The 18,318-nt window shown below is 36.0% G+C and carries 16 protein-coding genes; 4 read left to right on the top strand and 12 right to left on the bottom strand.

Annotation, left to right across the window (positions count from 1 at the left end; all coding sequences use genetic code 11):
* The first annotated feature begins 284 nt into the window (after positions 1-284).
* The 3 genes from QFZ87_RS21785 (at position 285) to QFZ87_RS21795 (ending at position 2,603) form a co-directional block, all read left to right on the top strand.
* Entirely contained in the window at positions 285-902 is a 618-nt protein-coding gene (locus tag QFZ87_RS21785) for a DUF47 domain-containing protein (RefSeq protein ID WP_309866175.1), read from the top strand.
* A gap of 11 nt (positions 903-913) precedes the next feature.
* Positions 914-1,915, top strand: coding sequence for an inorganic phosphate transporter (locus QFZ87_RS21790; protein ID WP_309866178.1), 1,002 nt, complete (start codon positions 914-916; stop codon positions 1,913-1,915).
* A gap of 112 nt (positions 1,916-2,027) precedes the next feature.
* A complete protein-coding gene (locus tag QFZ87_RS21795; RefSeq protein WP_309866181.1) occupies positions 2,028-2,603 on the top strand; it encodes a YitT family protein in 576 nt (191 codons plus the stop codon).
* A 54-nt stretch (positions 2,604-2,657) separates the two neighbouring features.
* On the opposite strand, the gene QFZ87_RS21800 is transcribed toward QFZ87_RS21795, so the two are convergent.
* The 12 genes from QFZ87_RS21800 to QFZ87_RS21855 form a co-directional block, all read right to left on the bottom strand.
* Positions 2,658-4,193, bottom strand: coding sequence for a sensor histidine kinase (locus tag QFZ87_RS21800; protein ID WP_309866184.1), 1,536 nt, complete (start codon positions 4,191-4,193; stop codon positions 2,658-2,660).
* On the bottom strand, positions 4,183-4,551 hold the full coding sequence (locus tag QFZ87_RS21805) for a response regulator transcription factor (protein ID WP_309866188.1): 369 nt from the start codon (positions 4,549-4,551) through the stop codon (positions 4,183-4,185). The genes QFZ87_RS21800 and QFZ87_RS21805 overlap by 11 nt, the downstream gene beginning before the upstream one ends.
* Positions 4,548-7,799 (bottom strand): hypothetical protein, encoded by a 3,252-nt coding sequence (locus QFZ87_RS21810; RefSeq protein ID WP_309866191.1) that lies wholly within the window; start codon positions 7,797-7,799, stop codon positions 4,548-4,550. The genes QFZ87_RS21805 and QFZ87_RS21810 overlap by 4 nt, the downstream gene beginning before the upstream one ends.
* Positions 7,796-9,205 (bottom strand): glycosyltransferase family 2 protein, encoded by a 1,410-nt coding sequence (locus tag QFZ87_RS21815; RefSeq protein WP_309866195.1) that lies wholly within the window; start codon positions 9,203-9,205, stop codon positions 7,796-7,798. Before QFZ87_RS21815 ends, QFZ87_RS21810 begins: the two co-directional genes overlap by 4 nt.
* A gap of 2 nt (positions 9,206-9,207) precedes the next feature.
* Entirely contained in the window at positions 9,208-10,245 is a 1,038-nt protein-coding gene (locus QFZ87_RS21820) for a HEAT repeat domain-containing protein (protein WP_309866198.1), read from the bottom strand.
* Between the two features lies 1 nt (position 10,246).
* Complete coding sequence (locus tag QFZ87_RS21825) at positions 10,247-11,866, bottom strand: GGDEF domain-containing response regulator (protein ID WP_309866202.1); 1,620 nt, start codon at positions 11,864-11,866, stop codon at positions 10,247-10,249.
* 234 nt (positions 11,867-12,100) lie between these two features.
* Positions 12,101-12,904 carry a pyrroline-5-carboxylate reductase gene (gene proC / locus QFZ87_RS21830; protein ID WP_309866206.1) on the bottom strand — a complete coding sequence of 268 codons (804 nt, stop codon included), beginning with the start codon at positions 12,902-12,904 and terminating at the stop codon, positions 12,101-12,103.
* A gap of 19 nt (positions 12,905-12,923) precedes the next feature.
* Positions 12,924-13,436, bottom strand: a complete 513-nt coding sequence (locus QFZ87_RS21835) for a DUF3189 family protein (protein ID WP_309868035.1) — start codon at positions 13,434-13,436, stop codon at positions 12,924-12,926.
* Between the two features lie 126 nt (positions 13,437-13,562).
* A complete protein-coding gene (locus tag QFZ87_RS21840) occupies positions 13,563-13,961 on the bottom strand; it encodes a cytidine deaminase (protein ID WP_309866209.1) in 399 nt (132 codons plus the stop codon).
* 5 nt (positions 13,962-13,966) lie between these two features.
* Positions 13,967-14,158 carry a DUF1427 family protein gene (locus QFZ87_RS21845; protein ID WP_396133942.1) on the bottom strand — a complete coding sequence of 64 codons (192 nt, stop codon included), beginning with the start codon at positions 14,156-14,158 and terminating at the stop codon, positions 13,967-13,969.
* A gap of 22 nt (positions 14,159-14,180) precedes the next feature.
* On the bottom strand, positions 14,181-14,855 hold the full coding sequence (gene deoC, locus QFZ87_RS21850; protein ID WP_309866212.1) for a deoxyribose-phosphate aldolase: 675 nt from the start codon (positions 14,853-14,855) through the stop codon (positions 14,181-14,183).
* A gap of 190 nt (positions 14,856-15,045) precedes the next feature.
* Complete coding sequence (locus QFZ87_RS21855; protein ID WP_396133943.1) at positions 15,046-15,990, bottom strand: DNA-binding transcriptional repressor DeoR; 945 nt, start codon at positions 15,988-15,990, stop codon at positions 15,046-15,048.
* 149 nt (positions 15,991-16,139) lie between these two features.
* Between QFZ87_RS21855 and QFZ87_RS21860 the strand changes: the two genes are divergently transcribed.
* Positions 16,140-18,314 carry an MMPL family transporter gene (locus QFZ87_RS21860; protein WP_309866215.1) on the top strand — a complete coding sequence of 725 codons (2,175 nt, stop codon included), beginning with the start codon at positions 16,140-16,142 and terminating at the stop codon, positions 18,312-18,314.
* Positions 18,315-18,318 lie beyond the last annotated feature (4 nt).

Genomic DNA, 18,318 nt, shown 5'->3' on the forward strand with positions numbered 1-18,318 from the left:
TTTACCACTTCTCAGGCAGTAGTGCTGCCTGTACTAATAAAGTACCCAGTTTTGTTTTTTATACTCCTCGAAGAACGAATACCAAAAACAATTAAACAAACTGTATACATAATTTATTAAACCAAGGTAAAAGTAAAAAAGAACATTAACTAGCGAAGGTGTAGTTATCAGAAAATTCTAATGTTAAGTTTTTGTAAATTTCGTAAAGAATGTTTCTATTTTCGACAATTTTCATATAAAATATTTTAGGGTTGTACATATTTAATTTAATGGGGGTTATCCACATGGCATTAAAGAAAACTGATAAGTTCTCAGTATTACTTAGCAAAATTTCCGCTAACTTGAAAGAAAGTACAAATTTCTTCACAGAATATAAGTTAAAAAACGTAAGTGATTTGAAAATCTTCTCTGAGAAAATGAAGGAATTAGAAACTAAGGGTGACTCTTTTGTACATGAAGTCATTAAAGAACTAAATGATGCCTTCATTACTCCAATCGAACGTGAAGACATTCTGCACCTTGCAATGAGTATGGATGATGTCCTCGACGGTCTTGAAGGATGTGCGGCACTATTTGAAATGTATTCCATAACAAATGCTGATAACTTCATGATTCAATTCGTAGATGCCATTCAAGGAAGCGTCCATGAAATTGATAAAGCTGTTGAATTACTTTCCAATAAAAAACTAGCTCAAATTCGCGAACATGCAATTAAAATTAAAGATTTCGAATCAAAATGCGATAATATCCTACGTCAGTCTATTAAGAATTTATTCACAGTTGAAAAAGATCCAATTCGCATTATTCAATATAAAGAAATTTATGAAGAACTTGAAGATATCGCTGACTACTGTCAAGCAGTTGCCAATACTCTTGAAACCATCATTATGAAGAATGCATAAGGAGCAAAAATATGAGCCTTGTTTTAATTTTAACCATATTAATCGTTATTGGCGCTCTTGCATTTGATTTTATTAATGGTTTCCATGATACTGCAAATGCGATTGCTACCTCCGTTTCAACTAAAGCATTAAAACCACGCCAAGCTATCTTATTGGCTGCCATAATGAACTTTGTTGGTGCACTTACATTTACGGGTGTTGCTAAAACAGTATCTAAGGATATTGTTGATCCATTCATGTTACACAATGGTTCTGTTGTTATTCTTGCAGCATTACTTTCAGCTATTTTTTGGAACTTACTTACTTGGTATTTTGGAATCCCAAGTAGTTCTTCTCACGCCATTATTGGGTCAATTGCTGGTGCAGCAATAGCAGCAGAAGGGTTTAATGTCCTGAACTATACTGGCTTTATTAAAATCTTAGAAGCACTTATCATTTCACCATTATTAGCATTTGTAGTTGGTTACATCATTTACAGTATTTTTAAAGTAGCATTTAAAAACTTTAATTTAACGAAAACGAACCGAAATTTCCGATATATTCAAATTGCCACTGCGGCCTTACAATCTTATTCACACGGGACAAATGATGCTCAGAAATCAATGGGAATCATCACTCTTGCTTTAATTGCCAACAACTATTTACATCCAGATGCGGGAATCCCATTCTGGGTTCAATTATCCTGCGCCATTGCAATGGGATTAGGTACTTCTATCGGTGGATGGAAAATTATTAAAACGGTTGGCGGTAAGATTATGAAAATCCGTCCAATTAACGGTGTTGCAGCCGATTTAACTGGAGCAGCAGTTATTTTTGGTGCTACTTTTGCTCACTTACCAGTAAGTACAACACATGTTATTTCTTCAGGGATCTTAGGTGTTGGTTCTGCTCATCGCCTAAAGGGCGTTAAGTGGGATACCGCACAGCGTATGCTTATCACATGGGTTATTACCCTTCCTATTACTGCACTAATAGCAGCTATCAGTTATTTTATTCTAAATTTATTCTTTTAAGATTGAAAAAGCAGCTGAACCTCAGCTGCTTTTTTTTATTGTTTTCACTTCTAAATCATAGACTCCCACATATTTTAAATGTAAAAGGACAAGGTTGGGGCTGATCTAATATATGAAACAAAAAATCGCTGCAATGCTGCTGGGGAGTTTACTATTAAGCCTTGGTGTAAATGGCTTTTTAGTACCATACCAGCTCTTAGATGGTGGTGTCATCGGGTTAGGGTTAATTATTCACTACTTTTATGGCTGGCCAACTGGACTGAGTATCATTTTATTAAGTTTACCTCTCTATGTCCTAGCGTGGTTTTTCGAGAGACGTTATTTTTTTTATAGCCTCCATGGGTTAATTATTTCATCCTTTTGCATTGATTTATTTTCATTTATTAATGGAAAGATTCATCTTGATATACTGCCAAGTACGGTAATAGGTGGGGTCCTGGTTGGAATAGGAATTGGCCTTATGCTTCGCTATGAAACAAGTACTGGAGGTACAGATTTATTAGCTCAAATATTAACTAAATTTACTTCTATCAATATTGGCATTATCATTTTTTTGATTGATGGACTAGTTATTACAAGCGGCATTCAAGTCGTTGGACTAGAAAAATTTTTCTACTCCCTTCTTACCATCCTATGTGTTGGGTTAATGACAACAGTTACGGTTTCTCGAAGGCCCGAAACAAATTAATGAACTTTAACTTTAGAAAAGAGGCTGGCTCCATTTTTTTGAGCCAGCCTCTTTTCATTGCAAATTACTACTTGACCGTCTATTTTTGAAGTTTGGGAATACAACGATAAAAATGCTTCCTTTTCCCAATTGGGATTGAACAGTTATTTCTCCACCATGAGCGATGACAATCTCTTGGGCAATGGCTAAGCCTAAACCAGTCCCACCAATTTTCCGTCTATCCGAGTTATCCACCCGATAAAATTTTGTAAATAACTTGTCAATTGAATCTTCTGGAATACCCAATCCATTATCCCTAACGGCAATTTTTAATATCCTATCACTTTTAAAGACTTGAATCTTTATTTTCCCACCTTCTGGAGAATATTTGATAGCATTATTTATTAAATTTGTGAAAACCTGAATGATTTTTCTCTGATCACCTAGTATGACGGGATGGGCTACAAAGGCTTCAAGCGTAATATCATGGTATCTGGTTGTCATCTGCTGAACCTCAATTACCTGCTCTAAGAGTGGTACCATTTCAATATACCTTTTTTCATAAGATTGTTTACCCGACTCCAAACGCTGCAAGTCGAGAAAATCATTGATTAAAGCTGTAAGCCGTTTGGCCTCATTAAAAATAGTGGTAAGATATTTTTCTTTTCGCTCTGGTTTTAATTCACGGTGCAGCATTAATTCAGAAAAACCTAGAATACTTGCTAATGGTGTACGTAATTCATGGCTAACCGTGTTAACTAATTCTGATTTAATTTTCACAAGTGAATCCAATTCCTTATTTCTCGCAATCAATGCCTGCTCATTTTCTTGGACCTTTTCGACCATTTTTTGAAAGGCATATGATAAAGCACCTATTTCATCGTCGCGATTCATATAGGAAGGTATGACCGCATCTTTTCCATCAGCAATATCATTTGCAGCAAAGGTAAGTTGGGTTAAAGGCTGTCCAACTTGCTTTAACATTAATCGAATAATCCCTAACAATAACAACAGAATGAAAAAGATAAATAAAACAAAACCAATCTGAATATATGTTTTAATTCTTATTAGTTTTTGATAGAGAGTTTCACTGTCTTGATCAATGTCATGCAAATAAGTATTCATCAATTGTCTAAATTGAACAACCCTCGCAGTACCTTGGTTATTTGCTATGTTTGCCACTTCTTCTTTATTTCCTTTTTCATATTCGTGAATGACCCTCGGAAGCGTGTCATTAAAATAATATTGTGTAAAATCATGAATAGTAGCAAGTAATTGCCGATCTTTCATAGTAGTTGCATGTTTAGTTAGTTCAATGACCCGACTCTTTATTTTAGGCTCTTGTGCCAGTGCATTATCTCTCAAAGTTGGATTATCATAGGCAATATACCCTCGTATATCGAATAATGCTTGATTAAAATAATCATTTACTTCCACTGCAATTTTCTGTTTTACTTTTAGTTCATCACGCTGCGTAATATAGGAGTTATTTAGAAAGTTTTGTGTTGCCAATAATAGCGTTGAACCAATAACAAAACAAACAAGAAAGAGTCTGGTGAGTGTAACGAATCTTTTTACTAAACTTCTTTTAAAGACTAATTTACTTTTCATTAAAGATTTCCTCAACCATTAGCAAAAGCTGACTTGGAATAAATGGTTTTGTCATGTAATAATCAGCGCCTGCCTCAAATACCTTCTCTTGTTCGAATTGCTGACTTTTTGCAGATAACACCAAGATTTTTGTATGGGTATGTTCAACCATCGGCTTAACTTTCTGAATGACTTCAAGTCCCGTTAAAAACGGCATCATATAATCTAATATAATTAGATCGTAGAAATTTCGTTCAATTAATTCTAAAGCCTCCTGACCATCCTCTGCTTCATCTATGAGATACTCCTTCTCTTCGAACGTATCAATAATCAGCATTCTTAATATTTCTTCATCTTCCGCTAATAAGATTCTTTTCACTTCAAACCATCCTTTATATCTGTCTTAAGGAACGTGTCTGCCATGATTTGATAGGAGTTCTTCAACCGTTCATAATAAACCGGTGAATCCCAGGGCTTCCAACTATACAAATAACTTTCTTTTTGACGGACAAGGTTTCCAGTTACTTTCGGATATGTTTGTTGAATCTTCCCTTCTTTTGTTGTTACAACAGCTGTTCTGATCCCTTTTGTTTCTACACTACCGGTTAATCCTTGTTTCCAAAAATCCCCCATGACTTCTCTTAGGCTCGGATCTTTAAAGTTTAGTAGCTGCCAAGGAATACGTATCTCAATATTTTTATTGTCACCACTAATACTTATATCCGTTAATGAATCAAACTTCTTATTAGTAGGATTAGCATTTCCAAAGCGTAGTACGCCCGTTTCATAACTCTGAAACGGAATAACAGTATTCGTTGTGGGAATAGTTAACTTCTTGTTTAACGCCAAACGAATAGGATGAAAAATGCCATTCTCCTTCTTGTTAGCATAGGGCTCTTCTGGAACCATATGTAAGAGCGCTGCATACTGAAAGTAGAACGTGTCATAATAGCTATCTACCATTACCCGTGAATCATTAGGTCCAGTTATTTTAACTAAATAATCAATTCCATAGTCTGAACGAATCTTGGAATCCTTCGTTAATGCAATAGTAGACTGACCTTGGTTATCTAATGTATCTAATAACAAATAAATTCCATCCTGTTTAAAGTCCACTGGATGATTAAACTTTAATTGAAAATAAACATAACCACTATTGGTTGTCATACGTACTTCACTTAATGAGTCCTTCCTGTTGCTTGAATGGTAAATAGATTTTACGCCTGCTACGTCCCAATCCTTGGTCTCACCATCAACAATAATCTCTGTTTCCTTCTTCCCTGGTTCAAAACCCAGTAAACCAAAGTGCTGCTCATTGGTTTGCTGATTATCCCAGTATGGCCTACGATCTGGATTATCAAAATCCATGGTATTCCATGTACGCTTAAACCACTCATCCTGCCAGGTAAATACCAGCCCCCCCGCATAGCCCTCATTTACAATGGAGTGATATAACTGTCGATCAATCTTTCCTTGTTCTTCTTCTGAATGGAAACCTTGATTCATTCCATTTGTATTCTTGTGTGTTAAGCCTCTGGAGGATGGGACTCCAAACTCAGCCACTAAAACCGGCATATTATGGGCTTCACGCAGTTCATGTAAATATCCTGCATAATTGCTCTTCTTCCCACTAGAATCAACATAGTTCGTATATTTCGGTTCATAGTTAAGAAAGTCAGGATAATATGGATAGATATGATAGGAAGCAAACAATCCTGCATGAAAATTGTTCGTTGCTACAATATGATTGGGATTGATTGAAACCATATCTTCGGTTTCTAGCGGCTCACTCGGATGGTTCAACAAGTCTGTTGTTACCCAGTTGGTAAAACTAAGTGAGTGCTGCCATCGATATTGCTTTGATTCATAATCTGACGCATAGTTAAGTAAATCAGCAAGCCAAACTTCAAAAGGATTTCCGTCTTCCGTTTTAAAATATTTTCCACTATATTGTCCAATAGCAGCATGCTTTGCATTTGTGTTTGTTACCATGGACGGGTCCCACTCGGTTCCTATTATCATTCCAAGTACATAATTAGAAATATCATATTTATATACGCCCGATGCATGTCCTGGACGTGCCGGCAACTTAGCGTTTCCATGAATAATATCAATCATATTTCTTATTTCTAATTTCGCATCCTCAACGTTCTCGGATGCATATGCATCTTGAGTACGAATTAGTTTTTCCTCATTCACCCATGTACCATGCATGATATACAGCGGTTTTTTGGCCATTTGGTTATATTCGTAAAAGGCTTCATAAAACTGTGGAGGATGGAGGGTATAGACCCTTATTGCATTTGCATTCATCGCACCAATTTCCTTAAACCAACGGAAATATTCCTCTTTTGTAATAGCTGTCTCCCCAGGGAAATAACCTGGCTTACCAATCCCCATATTAATCCCTTTAATTAAGAAGTCCTGCCATTTCCCATCCTTTTGAATTTGAATATAAGAATCTCCTGTTTTTGAATTAAGATTGATTCCGTCATATTCAACCAATTCTACTTTTTCTTGAGTGCTTACTTGATGTAAGCCATTTTTAAGAATATCCTTCATCAGTGGCACATAGGTACTCCAATAGAAGGAATCCCTTGCCCCTATCGTTCTTTTCCAAGTATCAAAGCCCTTTGTTTGATAAATTTCTGGAACCTCCGCTTCATCAGCATAGTCACCGGAAAAATAATAAGACGAATATCTCGCATTTTTGTGATAAATGACAGCAGGAAGCGTGGAGGGTATACCATAACCTTGTAACTGCTTTTTGGCCTCCTTTGTTACTGGAAGGCTGTAATTGGCCAACACTTCGTTATGATTTTTGGGGCTTATAATATCAAACCAATACTGATAATTGCCTTTCAAATTACTTTTGAAATGTTTTTTTCCATTTTCCGTCAAACTAAAAAGAAGTCCATCATCCTTCATCTCCTCTTTACTAATGACCACAATAAAATTACTTTTACTTACAAAAACAAAACCTTCTCCAGTAAATGTCCATTTCTTGTTTTGTTCTTTATAATGTGTTTTCACCCATTCTGGAACCTCTGTTCCGTCAAGGTTTGAAAAATAACGTCCAATCCACCCTGACCATTCTACGTTTAATAAATTGGAGATTTTGTCCTTTGCCTGCTCTGATGTTGGACTAGCAAATGTATTAAATTCTGCTATCAATGTTTTACCTTTAGAACGTAATAGTGCTTTTTCGATTTGGTTGACTTCGCTTGATGTTAATCCTCCATAGATTTTTTCTGATCTTTCACCAGAAGGATTTTGAGCAAAAAACTCTTTCTCATAAACTCCATATTGGTCGGTTAAATAAAAAACATCATATGGGTTTAAGTTTTTCGGTAAAGAGGAGATTGTATATTTCTGACCCTTTAGTGGTTCAAACCCTTTATAATCAGCAGCCTTTGAATACGGTTGATTTCCGTTTTTAAAATATTTCGCATTATTTAAAATCCAAACTAATCCCTTATGCTCCCGATAAGATTGGTTTGGAACCGTTTTGTCTAAAATGAGTACGTTTAACTTATTTGAGGGCTGAAATTTCCAAAGCCAAAAGGGGCTAGTTATAATGACGATTAATACTATGGTATAGATGATAAGATACGTTTGTTTTTTCATTCTGAAACACCTTTTCTTTTCATTTCTCCCCAGCTTTTATCACCTATTACCATCTGCCATATTCCTTCACATCTCCAAAGTACGGTTAATGGACGATACCATAGCGTTTCTGTTAGGGAATATAGAAAAAGCTTTACTATATCTGATACTTTTGGGTATTTTGTTAAACTCCACTCTTCTAATAAAACGGCAGCCATTGAAAAAATGGACCCGTATAAACAAGATAGTAGAAACAGTAAAATAGAATACTCAATGTAGATTCCCCCGAGGAATAAACATAAAATCATAAAAAGATAGCCGGATAATTCCACAATCGGCCCAAAAAATTCAACAATCCAAAAGTACGGAAAAGCTAGGAATCCTATTGAACCATATTTAGGATTAAAGGTTAATTTTCTATGTGTCCATAGGCTCTCAAATAATCCTCTGTGCCAGCGTCGTCTCTGTCTCCGTAAATAGGTAAAGTCCTCAGGTACCTCTGTCCAACAAACGGGGTCAGGGACATAGACGATTTTCTTTTTTTGTCCTTTTTCCTTTAAAAGCCGATGCATTCGTACAACTAATTCCATATCTTCACCCACGGTATCCACCCGGTACCCACCCGCAGCAATCACCCAATGCTTTGAAAAAACGCCAAATGCACCTGAAATGATTAAAAGAAGATTATGCCTACTTAGACCTATCCTGCCCATTAGAAAAGCACGTAAATATTCAATGATTTGCATCACCACAAGAGGCTTATCAGATAGCCCTATTTGATGAATATGACCATTTTGAATTTGACAGCCATTAGCTATTCTCACGCTTCCACCTGAAGCAATGACCTCTTCATTTGAATCAATAATAGGTTTCATAACCTTTAAGAAGGCATCTTGTTCCAAAACAGAATCACCATCTAGTGAGCAAAAGTAAGGATAGTGTGAGAAATTAAGACCAACGTTTAAAGCATCAGCTTTTCCTCCGTTTTCCTTATCGACAAGAAAAAGATTTGAAAGGATATCAGATTGGTATATTTTTTTAATGGGTTTCGAGTCCACTTGTTTTCGAATAACTTTTTTTATTTCCTTCATTTCATAATGCTCAATCATCTTTTCAAGTGTGTGATCGGTAGACCCGTCATTTACAACAATGATTTCATAAGTTGGATAATTAACACTTAATAAAGATCGAACGCTCTGAATAATCCCTGCCTCTTCATTGTAAGCAGGGACTATAATAGATACAGGTTTCGTATAAAATTCATCCATATAATCTTCGTAAGCCTGTACTCTGTCCAGCTGGTATTCCTTTCTTAGTTGAAATAAAGAGATTACCAAAATGACTGTGTAAAACACAATAACGATTACCATATAAATAGCTATAAACCAAGCAAATACTGCTACAATATCTCCCCATTGAAAAATCATGGTTATACTCCTTTATGAAGCCATTCCCAGGCCATATCTTTCGCGAAGACATCATTTGATGTTTCAAAGACGGAACGCAATATTTCTTTTCCATTAGTAAATTGATCAATGGCTTGTCCAGCTTGTGAACGGACCCACCAGGATTGATCATGCAACAACTCAATTAATCTTTGAATTCCTCTTTCGTCCTTTAAAGAACCTATTAATTTGGCTGCAACCATTCTTTCTTCCCACTTATTGGAGTATAAAAGTTCTAAGTACGGCTCAACATTTTTTACATAGCCGATTTCCGCCAATGCCTTTAAAGCCCTTAGTTTAATTTCTCCGTTATAGCTTTCAAAAATCCTCTCTAAAAAAGAGAGGTACGTCATCTCTCTTTTCAGGGAAATGATATCAAGAATTGCCTTCTGAAGGGATATATTGCTTTTATGAAAATGGAGAATAAATTGGTCGAATTGTCTACGTTCCATACGAATTAAAATATTACGGTAATCGTATTCAGATAAATGGTCAAATTCCTTTGTAAGGAGTTCAAACATCTGCTTGGAGTGAAACTTGGCAAGAATTCTCAAGACATGGACAAGCTCCTCACGAGAAATTCTTTTTCTTCTTAATAATCTTGAAACGTCTTCTAAAAGCTGGCTCATATGAAAATCCTCAATATGATAAAGCGTATTCATCCGTGTACTCCATCTTTTGCTTTTAAGTTGCCTTCTATAAAAATCCGTTAAATATAAGGAAGCGAGTTCAGACAAACGCGTTTTTTCCTCTTCCCCTTCAAGTAAGGTAGTATACCTGCTAAACAGCTCCTCTATCGCCTTTTGCTGAAGTGCTGTTTCTGGAGTAAGCCCCCTCGCATAACTTCCTTCTGTTAACATAAAAAAAAGGAGAGGATTATATTGTTCTTTGTAATGACTAATCCTCTCCCTTCTCTTAATATCAACTGCTTTTCGAATAGTTAAGTATCCTAACAAAATGAACAACATGCCAAAGATGGAGAGTGTCAAGATTGAAAGGAAAAACAATTCAAGGTTTTGCATCCTATTTCATCCTTTTGATAAGCCTCTGTATTCTTGCTTGCAGTTCTTTTATACTGAAAGGCTTGGTTACATAATCATCTGCACCGAGCTTTAGTGCTCTTTCAATATCGGACTCACTTTTTCTTCCCGTTAACATTAAGACATGCATATTCCTATCCTTTTTTAGTCTTTTCACCTTTTGAAGTATTTCTATTCCGTCCATTACAGGCATCACACCATCTAAGATTAGAAAATGCTCCCCTGATTCTTCGATGCGTTTCGATTCAAAAAATTGAACTCCATCTTCAAATGCTTCCAGATTTAATTCAAAATGGTCAAATTCCATCACCTTAAGTATTCGTACCAACATCGTTCGAATGATGGCATCGTCATCAATAATTGAAACAAACAATGTTTTTTTCGATAGTTCTATTGGTGAATGATTAATCACTTCAACTCTTGCCCTACCATTTTTCTTTGCTTGATATAAAGCTTGGTCCGCTATTTTTAAGGCCTCTTCCAGCAGAATATCTGGAATATGAATGGTAAACACTCCTGCGGAAAAGGTAACGGTAAATATCGATTCATTTTTTTCAAAATTTGTCATACTAAACTCTCTTAAGAGACGCGAAACAATCTCGACAGCATCATTTTGAGCAGTATTTTGAAAAAGGATGACAAACTCTTCCCCGCCATATCTAAATACAATATCCGAAGTTCTTGTATGCTCCTTTAAAAAGTTAGCGAATGTGGAAAGAACATAATCCCCAGTGAGATGACCGAATGAATCATTGATCTGTTTAAAATGGTCAAGGTCTATAATGGCTATACTAAATAGTTGTTTGTTCCGAATTAAATCTTTAATATTTCTATTAAAAACATCAATTAGAAATTTCCTGTTGTAGAGTTTCGTAAGTTCATCTAACATCACTGATTGGTCGTATAATTTTTTTCGTGTTAGAAGCCGTTCTACCCTGACGGTTAATTCCTCCAAATCAATTGGTTTTTCAATAAAGTCATCTGCGCCCAACTTGTAAGCCTTCATTCTTGTTTCTCGGTCATTTAAAAGACTAATCATAATTTTAGGAACAAATTTCTGCTTGTTATGCTCATTCAAGTCATTGAGGACTTGAAACCCACTGATGGCAGCTAAATTTATGTCAATAATTACACAATCAGGATTTAAATCATAGTAATGGGCTATTGCCTTCTCTGGTGTGGTGTTTGCTGCAACCATCCAGCCTTTTTCCTCAAATGTGTCCTTTAACAAAATAAGCATAGAAACATCATCATCAATAATTTGGATTAGAGGGAGATGTTCGTCGTGACGAATTTCTTTGTTTTCCTCTATTTCATAGAAGTTTTCAAATTCATAGGAAAGATTAATTAATTCACCAAGAAAATTCATTAACTCTTCTTTTTCCCATTGTTTATGATCTGTTTCTTCTATTTGTTCAATTAGTCTCCCAGAAAGTTGGTGAAGCCCTCCCAGTTGAAGGGTTCCCGAACTTCCATGGACCGAGTGTAAAAATCGATATACCTCTGAATTGGAAATTTGTGATTCTTCCTTTACTTCAAACCACATGGAAATTTGACTCTTTATCTTTTGAAACAGTAAGTTTTTATATTTTGTAAAATCCATACCCTCTACACCCCTATTTGACTAAAGCAAAAATCCAAAAATAGTTCATTTCGTGTTCAACTATTATTCCCAATATCTTCGTTCCTTGTGTATATTGAGTTTATAATTATTTGATTAATGATACAACGAATTGCCTACAAAAAAACGGGAAAAATGACAAATAAGGAAGAATTTTGTCGATTTTCTCGTTTTTAGATAAAAAAAGACCCATTTACATGGGTTCTTGATGTTTACTCACTTTAAATTTTTTATCTTATTTGTACAGCTCTCCATAGCAGTAAGGATGGCTCCACGAAATTGTTCTTTTTCGAGAGCAGCAACAGCTTCGATTGTTGCACCACCTGGGGTACATACATTATCTTTCAGTTCTCCAGGATGCTTACCCGTATCAAGAACCATTTTAGCTGCGCCGAGAACGGCCTGAGCTGCGAGACGGTAAGCCTTATCTCTCGGAATTCCTTGTCTAACACCTCCATCAGCCAAGGCTTCTATGAACATATATACATACGCTGGCGATGACCCACTTATGGAAGGGATGGCATCCATTAGTTTTTCCTCTAGGCGCTCACTTTTACCAAAACAGTGAAATAATTGCTCCACTTCTCTAATTTCTTCCTCGCTAAGGACATCATTTGGACATAATGCACTCATTCCTTCTCCCACTAGGGATGGGGTATTCGGCATTGTCCGAACGGCTTTTACTCGATAACCAAACCATTGTTTTATATCTAAAAGTGTAATGCCTGCTGCAATCGTTACAATAATAGCATCTTTTTGGATTTCATCTTTAATTTCAGAAATAACCAATTCATGAAGGTCAGGTTTAACTGCTAAGATCAGTATATCTGAAAATCTTGCTACCTCTTTATTATTTAGGGATGTGAGGATTCCATATTTATTCTCCACTTGTTTAATGGTATTTTCAGACACAGCACTAGCCATTATGTTTCGTTTAGGAATTACATTTGAAGTAACTAACCCTTCCATCATTGCTTGAGCCATTTTCCCCGCTCCGATAAATCCTATGTTTTTATTCATTTCTCTCAGCACCTATCTTCTACTTATACATTTCATTTTCCAATATAATCACTTTCTCAGAAAAATTGGTCTTACCAATTTCTTTTGTATTTTCTACTAACCGATAAATATTATCGCAGCACTGTTTGGCACCTATCACTAATAATGGAACGCCAATAAAATCAATATGTAAACCTCTAGAAAAAAAGCCTCCCATTGACATAGCAAAGGGCACGGTTGGTGAAGTGTTGGAAAATACAATTTTTTCATCAAATTTAAATTTCTCTTGTAATAATAAACTCATAGCTTTCATTGCTGGAACAACATATTTATTTCTTTTCCGTCCAATCGAATAAACGGAGTGGCCTTCCTCATCAATTCCGTGGAAAATGAGCTTTCCAAAATCCTCCTTTGTTAATTTGTTGAAATATTTCACATTTAAAATTTCTTCCGTTGTTAGTTTCCGTTCAGATTGAGGTAACTGCTTTAAGTGATAGGCCGTAGCCAATGAAGTCGTATGTGTCCCGCCATAATCATTATAAATATAAATCATCATATCATCCCTTAATTTATATTACATAATAGTATGTTTATTATTTTCATTCTCAATGCAGGACGGACGACAAAAACAAAAAAAAGAGAAGCTAATCAATCGATTAACTCCTCTTTTGACATTTCTTTACTTTTGTAAATCTTTTGGAGAAAATGCCCCTGGAAGTAGGTCTCTTACTTGAATTTTTTGGACATCGCCTCTTAAATTTGTAAGAACAACTTCCATTTCAGGGTCACATAACTCAGAAATCACCTGACGGCAAGCCCCACAAGGAGAAACAGGTCCCTCTGTATCAGCTACAACTACTAGTGAATCAAATTGGGTAACACCCTCTGAGTAAGCTTTAAACAAAGCTGTTCGTTCAGCACAGTTCGTCATGCTGTAAGCTGCATTCTCAATGTTACAACCGTGAAAAACCTGACCATCTTTTGTTAATAAGGCTGCACCCACTTTGAAATTTGAATATGGCACATAGGCAAACTCTCTTGCTTTATTCGCTTCTTGAATAAGTTCTAACTTTACCATCCTATTCACTCTCCGCCAGGGAATTTTAATGTTGAATTAACTTTGTAATCCAGTCTAAAACGATACCACCAAAAATACACACCGAATACCCCAACTACAGCTGAAAACACAGGAGGTGCAGGTAAAGGTAATTTTAAAAACTTAAATAGCATACCAACAATTAAACCAGCAATTAATGCCATAATAACATCTTTCATCTCGGTACCCTCACATTATATATTAATAATTACTATAAGAAAGCTCACCTTTACTAATTGACACACCAGAACTTGCTCCAATTCGAGTAGCTCCTGCTTCCACCATTGCTAACGCATCTTCACGACTGCGGACACCACCAGATGCCTTTACACCGATTTCTGGACCTACTGTTTCTCTCATAAGACGGATATCTTCCACGGTTGCTCCACCTGTTGAAAACCCTGTAGATGTTTTCACAAAATCTGCTCCTGCTTTAACAGATAGCTCACATGCTCGTACCTTTTCTTCTTTTGTTAACAAACAGGTTTCAATGATGACCTTTACGATAGCTTTCCCTTTTGCTGCTTCAACAACCGCACGAATATCTCTCTCAACCAACTCATCTTGCTGATCTTTAAGCGCAGCAATGTTGATGACCATATCAATTTCATTTGCTCCATTTTCAATAGCATTCTTTGTTTCAAATGCTTTTGTTTCTGGAGTAGATGCTCCCAGTGGGAAACCAATCACAGTACATACTTTTACTTCTGGAGTGCCTGCAAGCATTTCTGCTGCTGTACGAACCCAAGTAGGGTTTACACACACGGATGCAAATAAATATTCTTTTGCTTCTTCTACTAATTTAACAATCTCTTCTTTTGTTGCTTCAGCTTTTAATAATGTATGATCAATCATTCTTACGACATTTTGTGTCATTTTAAAATCCCCCATGTCTTTTTTAATGAAATTTATATAAAAGATTAATAGTTTTTTTATCACAATGTAACTATAACAAGCGCGTGAACATTTGTAAATACTTTTATGAACAAATGTAAAGAAATGTTCAATTTCTCGACCGACAACAAAAAAAACTGCCTAATTATCTTTAATGGCAGTTTTTTTATGTTTACTTATCGAGTAGGAATTTAGCTGTAAATTGATCCGTAATGAGAACATTTGCATATTTTCCTTTTAATGCCCCGTATATTCCATCTATTTTATTTGGTCCCCCAGCAACAAGAATGGAATACTCCTTCTTCCGTAGCTCATCAAGATTAACTCCAAGCGTTCTTTCATTTAAGCTTTCATTACAGATTTCCCCATTCTTATCAAAGAAACGAGAACAAATATCTCCGACCGCCTTCCCATACAGTGATTCCAAGTCGCTCTCAGTAAAATAGCCCAATTGGAATAGTAATGAATCTGTTTTTATGGGCCCCAATGTAAATAAGGCAATATTCGCTTGCTTTCCTAATTCAAGAATCTTTCGAATATGGCGGTCAGCTTCCATTGCTTGTTTGACAACTACATGGTCTACAATAGCTGGTAATGGAAGATTGTGGGGGGCTGTATTATAGGCCTTCCCGAATAGATATAAGATTTCAGAAGCATACGTATTTGTTTCAGCGTAACTTACTCCACCTTTTAATTGAACGACCTTTACATTTTTTACAAACTTCTGTTTCAATTCTGTGGCAACATGATAAATGGTTGTACCCCAGGTGACCCCGATTATGTCATCATCCTTGACTATTACATCAAGATACGCCGCTGCTTTTTCGCCCAGATAATTTTTAATAATATGATCATCATACTGAGGAATGGAAGCTACCACAGCTTTCTTTAAATTAAATCGTTTTTCTAATTGCTTGCCTAAATTTTCAACATCCTCAGTAGGGTCCATTATATTAATTTGAACAATTCCATCACTTTTCGCTTGTTGTAGTAATCTAGAAACAGTTGGACGGGACACGCCCAACATTTTTGCAATTTCATTCTGATTATAATCCAATAAATAATATAATTTAGCTGCTTCAATGACCTTACTTATCTTTTCTTTATCCACCTGCATCACCTAAATAGTTATATATTTTCTTTATTGTATCAAAAAATAGGAGTGAGTTCACCATTACTTTACATTTGTAAAATTCCATTTGAACATTATATCGTAAAATGATAACGACTAAAGTTGGAAATAGTATGATAAAAGGAGGTTATCCCATGGAAAAATTAGGAGGACTTCTATATGCCTATAGAAAATCGGTCCTATTAGGATGGATCATAGCCATTGTCTTTTTTGGCATTTTCGTCTCAAAATTGCCCTCTGTTTTAAGCGGAAATGGATTTGAATATAAAGGTGAATATAGTCAAACAAGAAAACTGCTTGAAAGAGATTTCGGCCATGCTAAATCCTCTATCATCCTTGTTTTTGAAAAGGATCCAACTGTCAGTAAAGAAGTCTTTCAAGAATTCATCCAAGACACTTATAAAAATTTAAATGACTTTAAAGCTGCCACGCAGAAGACGTCTCCCTTAGAAAGAGATGGGATGATAAAAGAAAATGTAGCTTATGGTCTTCTGTCATTTAACCAAAAAGCAGAAAGTCTTGGAAATGAGATTCATCAACTAAAAGGTATCCTCCCCACTAAAAAGGGCTTAAAGGTCACAATGACCGGTGAACCCATTATTGTTCAGGATCTGAATGTGGCGAGTCAAGAAGATTTGGCAAAAGCTGAAATGATTGGACTTCCTATTGCCTTAATCGTGCTAATACTTGCTTTTGGTGGTCTCGTTGCAGCTTCATTACCGATTATCATCGGGATCGTCTCCATCTTAACCACTATGGGAACGGTCTATTTCTTTAGTTACAATGCAGATTTATCCATTTTTATATTAAATATCGTTCCCATGATTGGACTTGCCTTGAGTATCGATTTCGCTTTATTGTTTATCAACCGATACAAGGAAGAAGTAGAAACTAAATCCGTTCAAGAGGCTATTAAGATTACATTTGTTACTGCTGGACGGTCGATTATCTTTTCGGGATTGTGTGTGTTCATTGGATTGTCAGGCCTTTGGTTTATAAAAATTGATATTTTTCAAAATGTTGCCCTTGGCGGCATGACGGTTGTATTTATTTCTGCTTTTTGCGCGTTAACGTTCCTTCCTGCCCTACTGGCCTTAATAGGAAAGAATATAAATAAACTAAGCGTGCTACGGGTATCTAACCACAAAAGAAGTATTTGGCATAGCTTTGCAAAATTTGTCATGAGACGCCCTTTTCTTATGACGGGTTCAGCACTTGTTATTCTTTTAATTGGATTGATTCCAGTGAAACAAATGATATTGGCCATTCCTGGGACAGAATCCCTTCCTCCAAAATACCCTTCAAGGGTAGCTTTAGAAACCTTTAAAGACCAATTCATTGCAGAAGAAAAGCGGGATGAGAAAAAAGTGACGCTAGTGCTTGAATCTAAAGGAAACATTCTTGAAACTCACAATTTAGAAAAGGTGAGCCAAGTGATACAAAAATTTGAAAAGGATCCTCTTGTCAATACAGTAGATTCACCTTTTTCAGTCACTGGTGTTTCGGATAATGTTCAACTTCAGCAGTTTCTTGCCCATGGGGATGAAAGGAAAGTAGCCCCAATCTTAGACTATTTTATAAGAGATAATAAAATGCTGTTAGAAGTGTACTTAAAAACAGGTGAGCATTCATCAAAAGCTCGGCAATGGGTACGTAAATGGTCAAACAAGGATTTAGGAATGCAGGCCTCATTTGGTGGTCCGATTAAATTCGAGGAGGAAATATTCTCTGAAATCTTTCAAAAAGCTCCCTATGGATTACTATTAATTGTCGTATCAACTTTCTTTATTCTAATGGCCGCGTTCCGTTCGCTCCTTATCCCAATCAAAGCAATACTAATGAATATTTTAAGTCTTGGTTGTACGTTTGGGATTCTTGTGTGGATTTTCCAGCAAGGGCATTTGGGAGTAGAACCCGTGGAAATTGCCTTAATTTTACCGGTATTTGTTTTCACTCTTGTTTTCGGTCTTTCCATGGATTATGAAGTTTTTTTAATCTCAAGGATTCAGGAGTTTTATTTAAAGACAGGTGACAATAATGAGGCAACCATTTTAGGGTTGACTTACACAAGTAAGATTATTACTTCTGCAGCAGCCATCATGATTGTTGTAACTGGAGCGTTTGCCTTTACTGGAGTTATGCCTGTGAAGCAATTGGGAGTAGGAATTGCTATCGCCATTTTTATTGATGCTACGATTGTAAGGATGGTGTTAGTTCCTGCCTTAATGAAGTTATTAGGGGATTGGAATTGGTGGTTTTTTGGGTTAAATAAGAATAAACAGTTGAAGCAAAGGAAAAAGCCAGCCTAGTGAT

This window comes from Bacillus sp. SLBN-46 (assembly GCF_031453555.1).
Lineage (GTDB): Bacteria > Bacillota > Bacilli > Bacillales > Cytobacillaceae > Neobacillus.

Excerpts from the sequence above, each read along its gene's own strand:
- QFZ87_RS21785 (WP_309866175.1), top strand. The coding sequence starts at position 285 with ATGGCATTAAAGAAAACTGATAAGTTCTCAGTATTACTTAGCAAAATT.
- QFZ87_RS21790 (WP_309866178.1), top strand. The coding sequence starts at position 914 with ATGAGCCTTGTTTTAATTTTAACCATATTAATCGTTATTGGCGCTCTT.
- QFZ87_RS21795 (WP_309866181.1), top strand. The coding sequence starts at position 2,028 with ATGAAACAAAAAATCGCTGCAATGCTGCTGGGGAGTTTACTATTAAGC.
- QFZ87_RS21800 (WP_309866184.1), bottom strand. The coding sequence starts at position 4,193 with ATGAAAAGTAAATTAGTCTTTAAAAGAAGTTTAGTAAAAAGATTCGTT.
- QFZ87_RS21810 (WP_309866191.1), bottom strand. The coding sequence starts at position 7,799 with ATGAAAAAACAAACGTATCTTATCATCTATACCATAGTATTAATCGTC.
- QFZ87_RS21815 (WP_309866195.1), bottom strand. The coding sequence starts at position 9,205 with ATGATTTTTCAATGGGGAGATATTGTAGCAGTATTTGCTTGGTTTATA.
- QFZ87_RS21820 (WP_309866198.1), bottom strand. The coding sequence starts at position 10,245 with ATGCAAAACCTTGAATTGTTTTTCCTTTCAATCTTGACACTCTCCATC.
- QFZ87_RS21825 (WP_309866202.1), bottom strand. The coding sequence starts at position 11,866 with ATGGATTTTACAAAATATAAAAACTTACTGTTTCAAAAGATAAAGAGT.
- proC (WP_309866206.1), bottom strand. The coding sequence starts at position 12,904 with ATGAATAAAAACATAGGATTTATCGGAGCGGGGAAAATGGCTCAAGCA.
- QFZ87_RS21835 (WP_309868035.1), bottom strand. The coding sequence starts at position 13,436 with ATGATTTATATTTATAATGATTATGGCGGGACACATACGACTTCATTG.
- QFZ87_RS21840 (WP_309866209.1), bottom strand. The coding sequence starts at position 13,961 with ATGGTAAAGTTAGAACTTATTCAAGAAGCGAATAAAGCAAGAGAGTTT.
- QFZ87_RS21845 (WP_396133942.1), bottom strand. The coding sequence starts at position 14,158 with ATGAAAGATGTTATTATGGCATTAATTGCTGGTTTAATTGTTGGTATG.
- deoC (WP_309866212.1), bottom strand. The coding sequence starts at position 14,855 with ATGACACAAAATGTCGTAAGAATGATTGATCATACATTATTAAAAGCT.
- QFZ87_RS21855 (WP_396133943.1), bottom strand. The coding sequence starts at position 15,990 with ATGCAGGTGGATAAAGAAAAGATAAGTAAGGTCATTGAAGCAGCTAAA.
- QFZ87_RS21860 (WP_309866215.1), top strand. The coding sequence starts at position 16,140 with ATGGAAAAATTAGGAGGACTTCTATATGCCTATAGAAAATCGGTCCTA.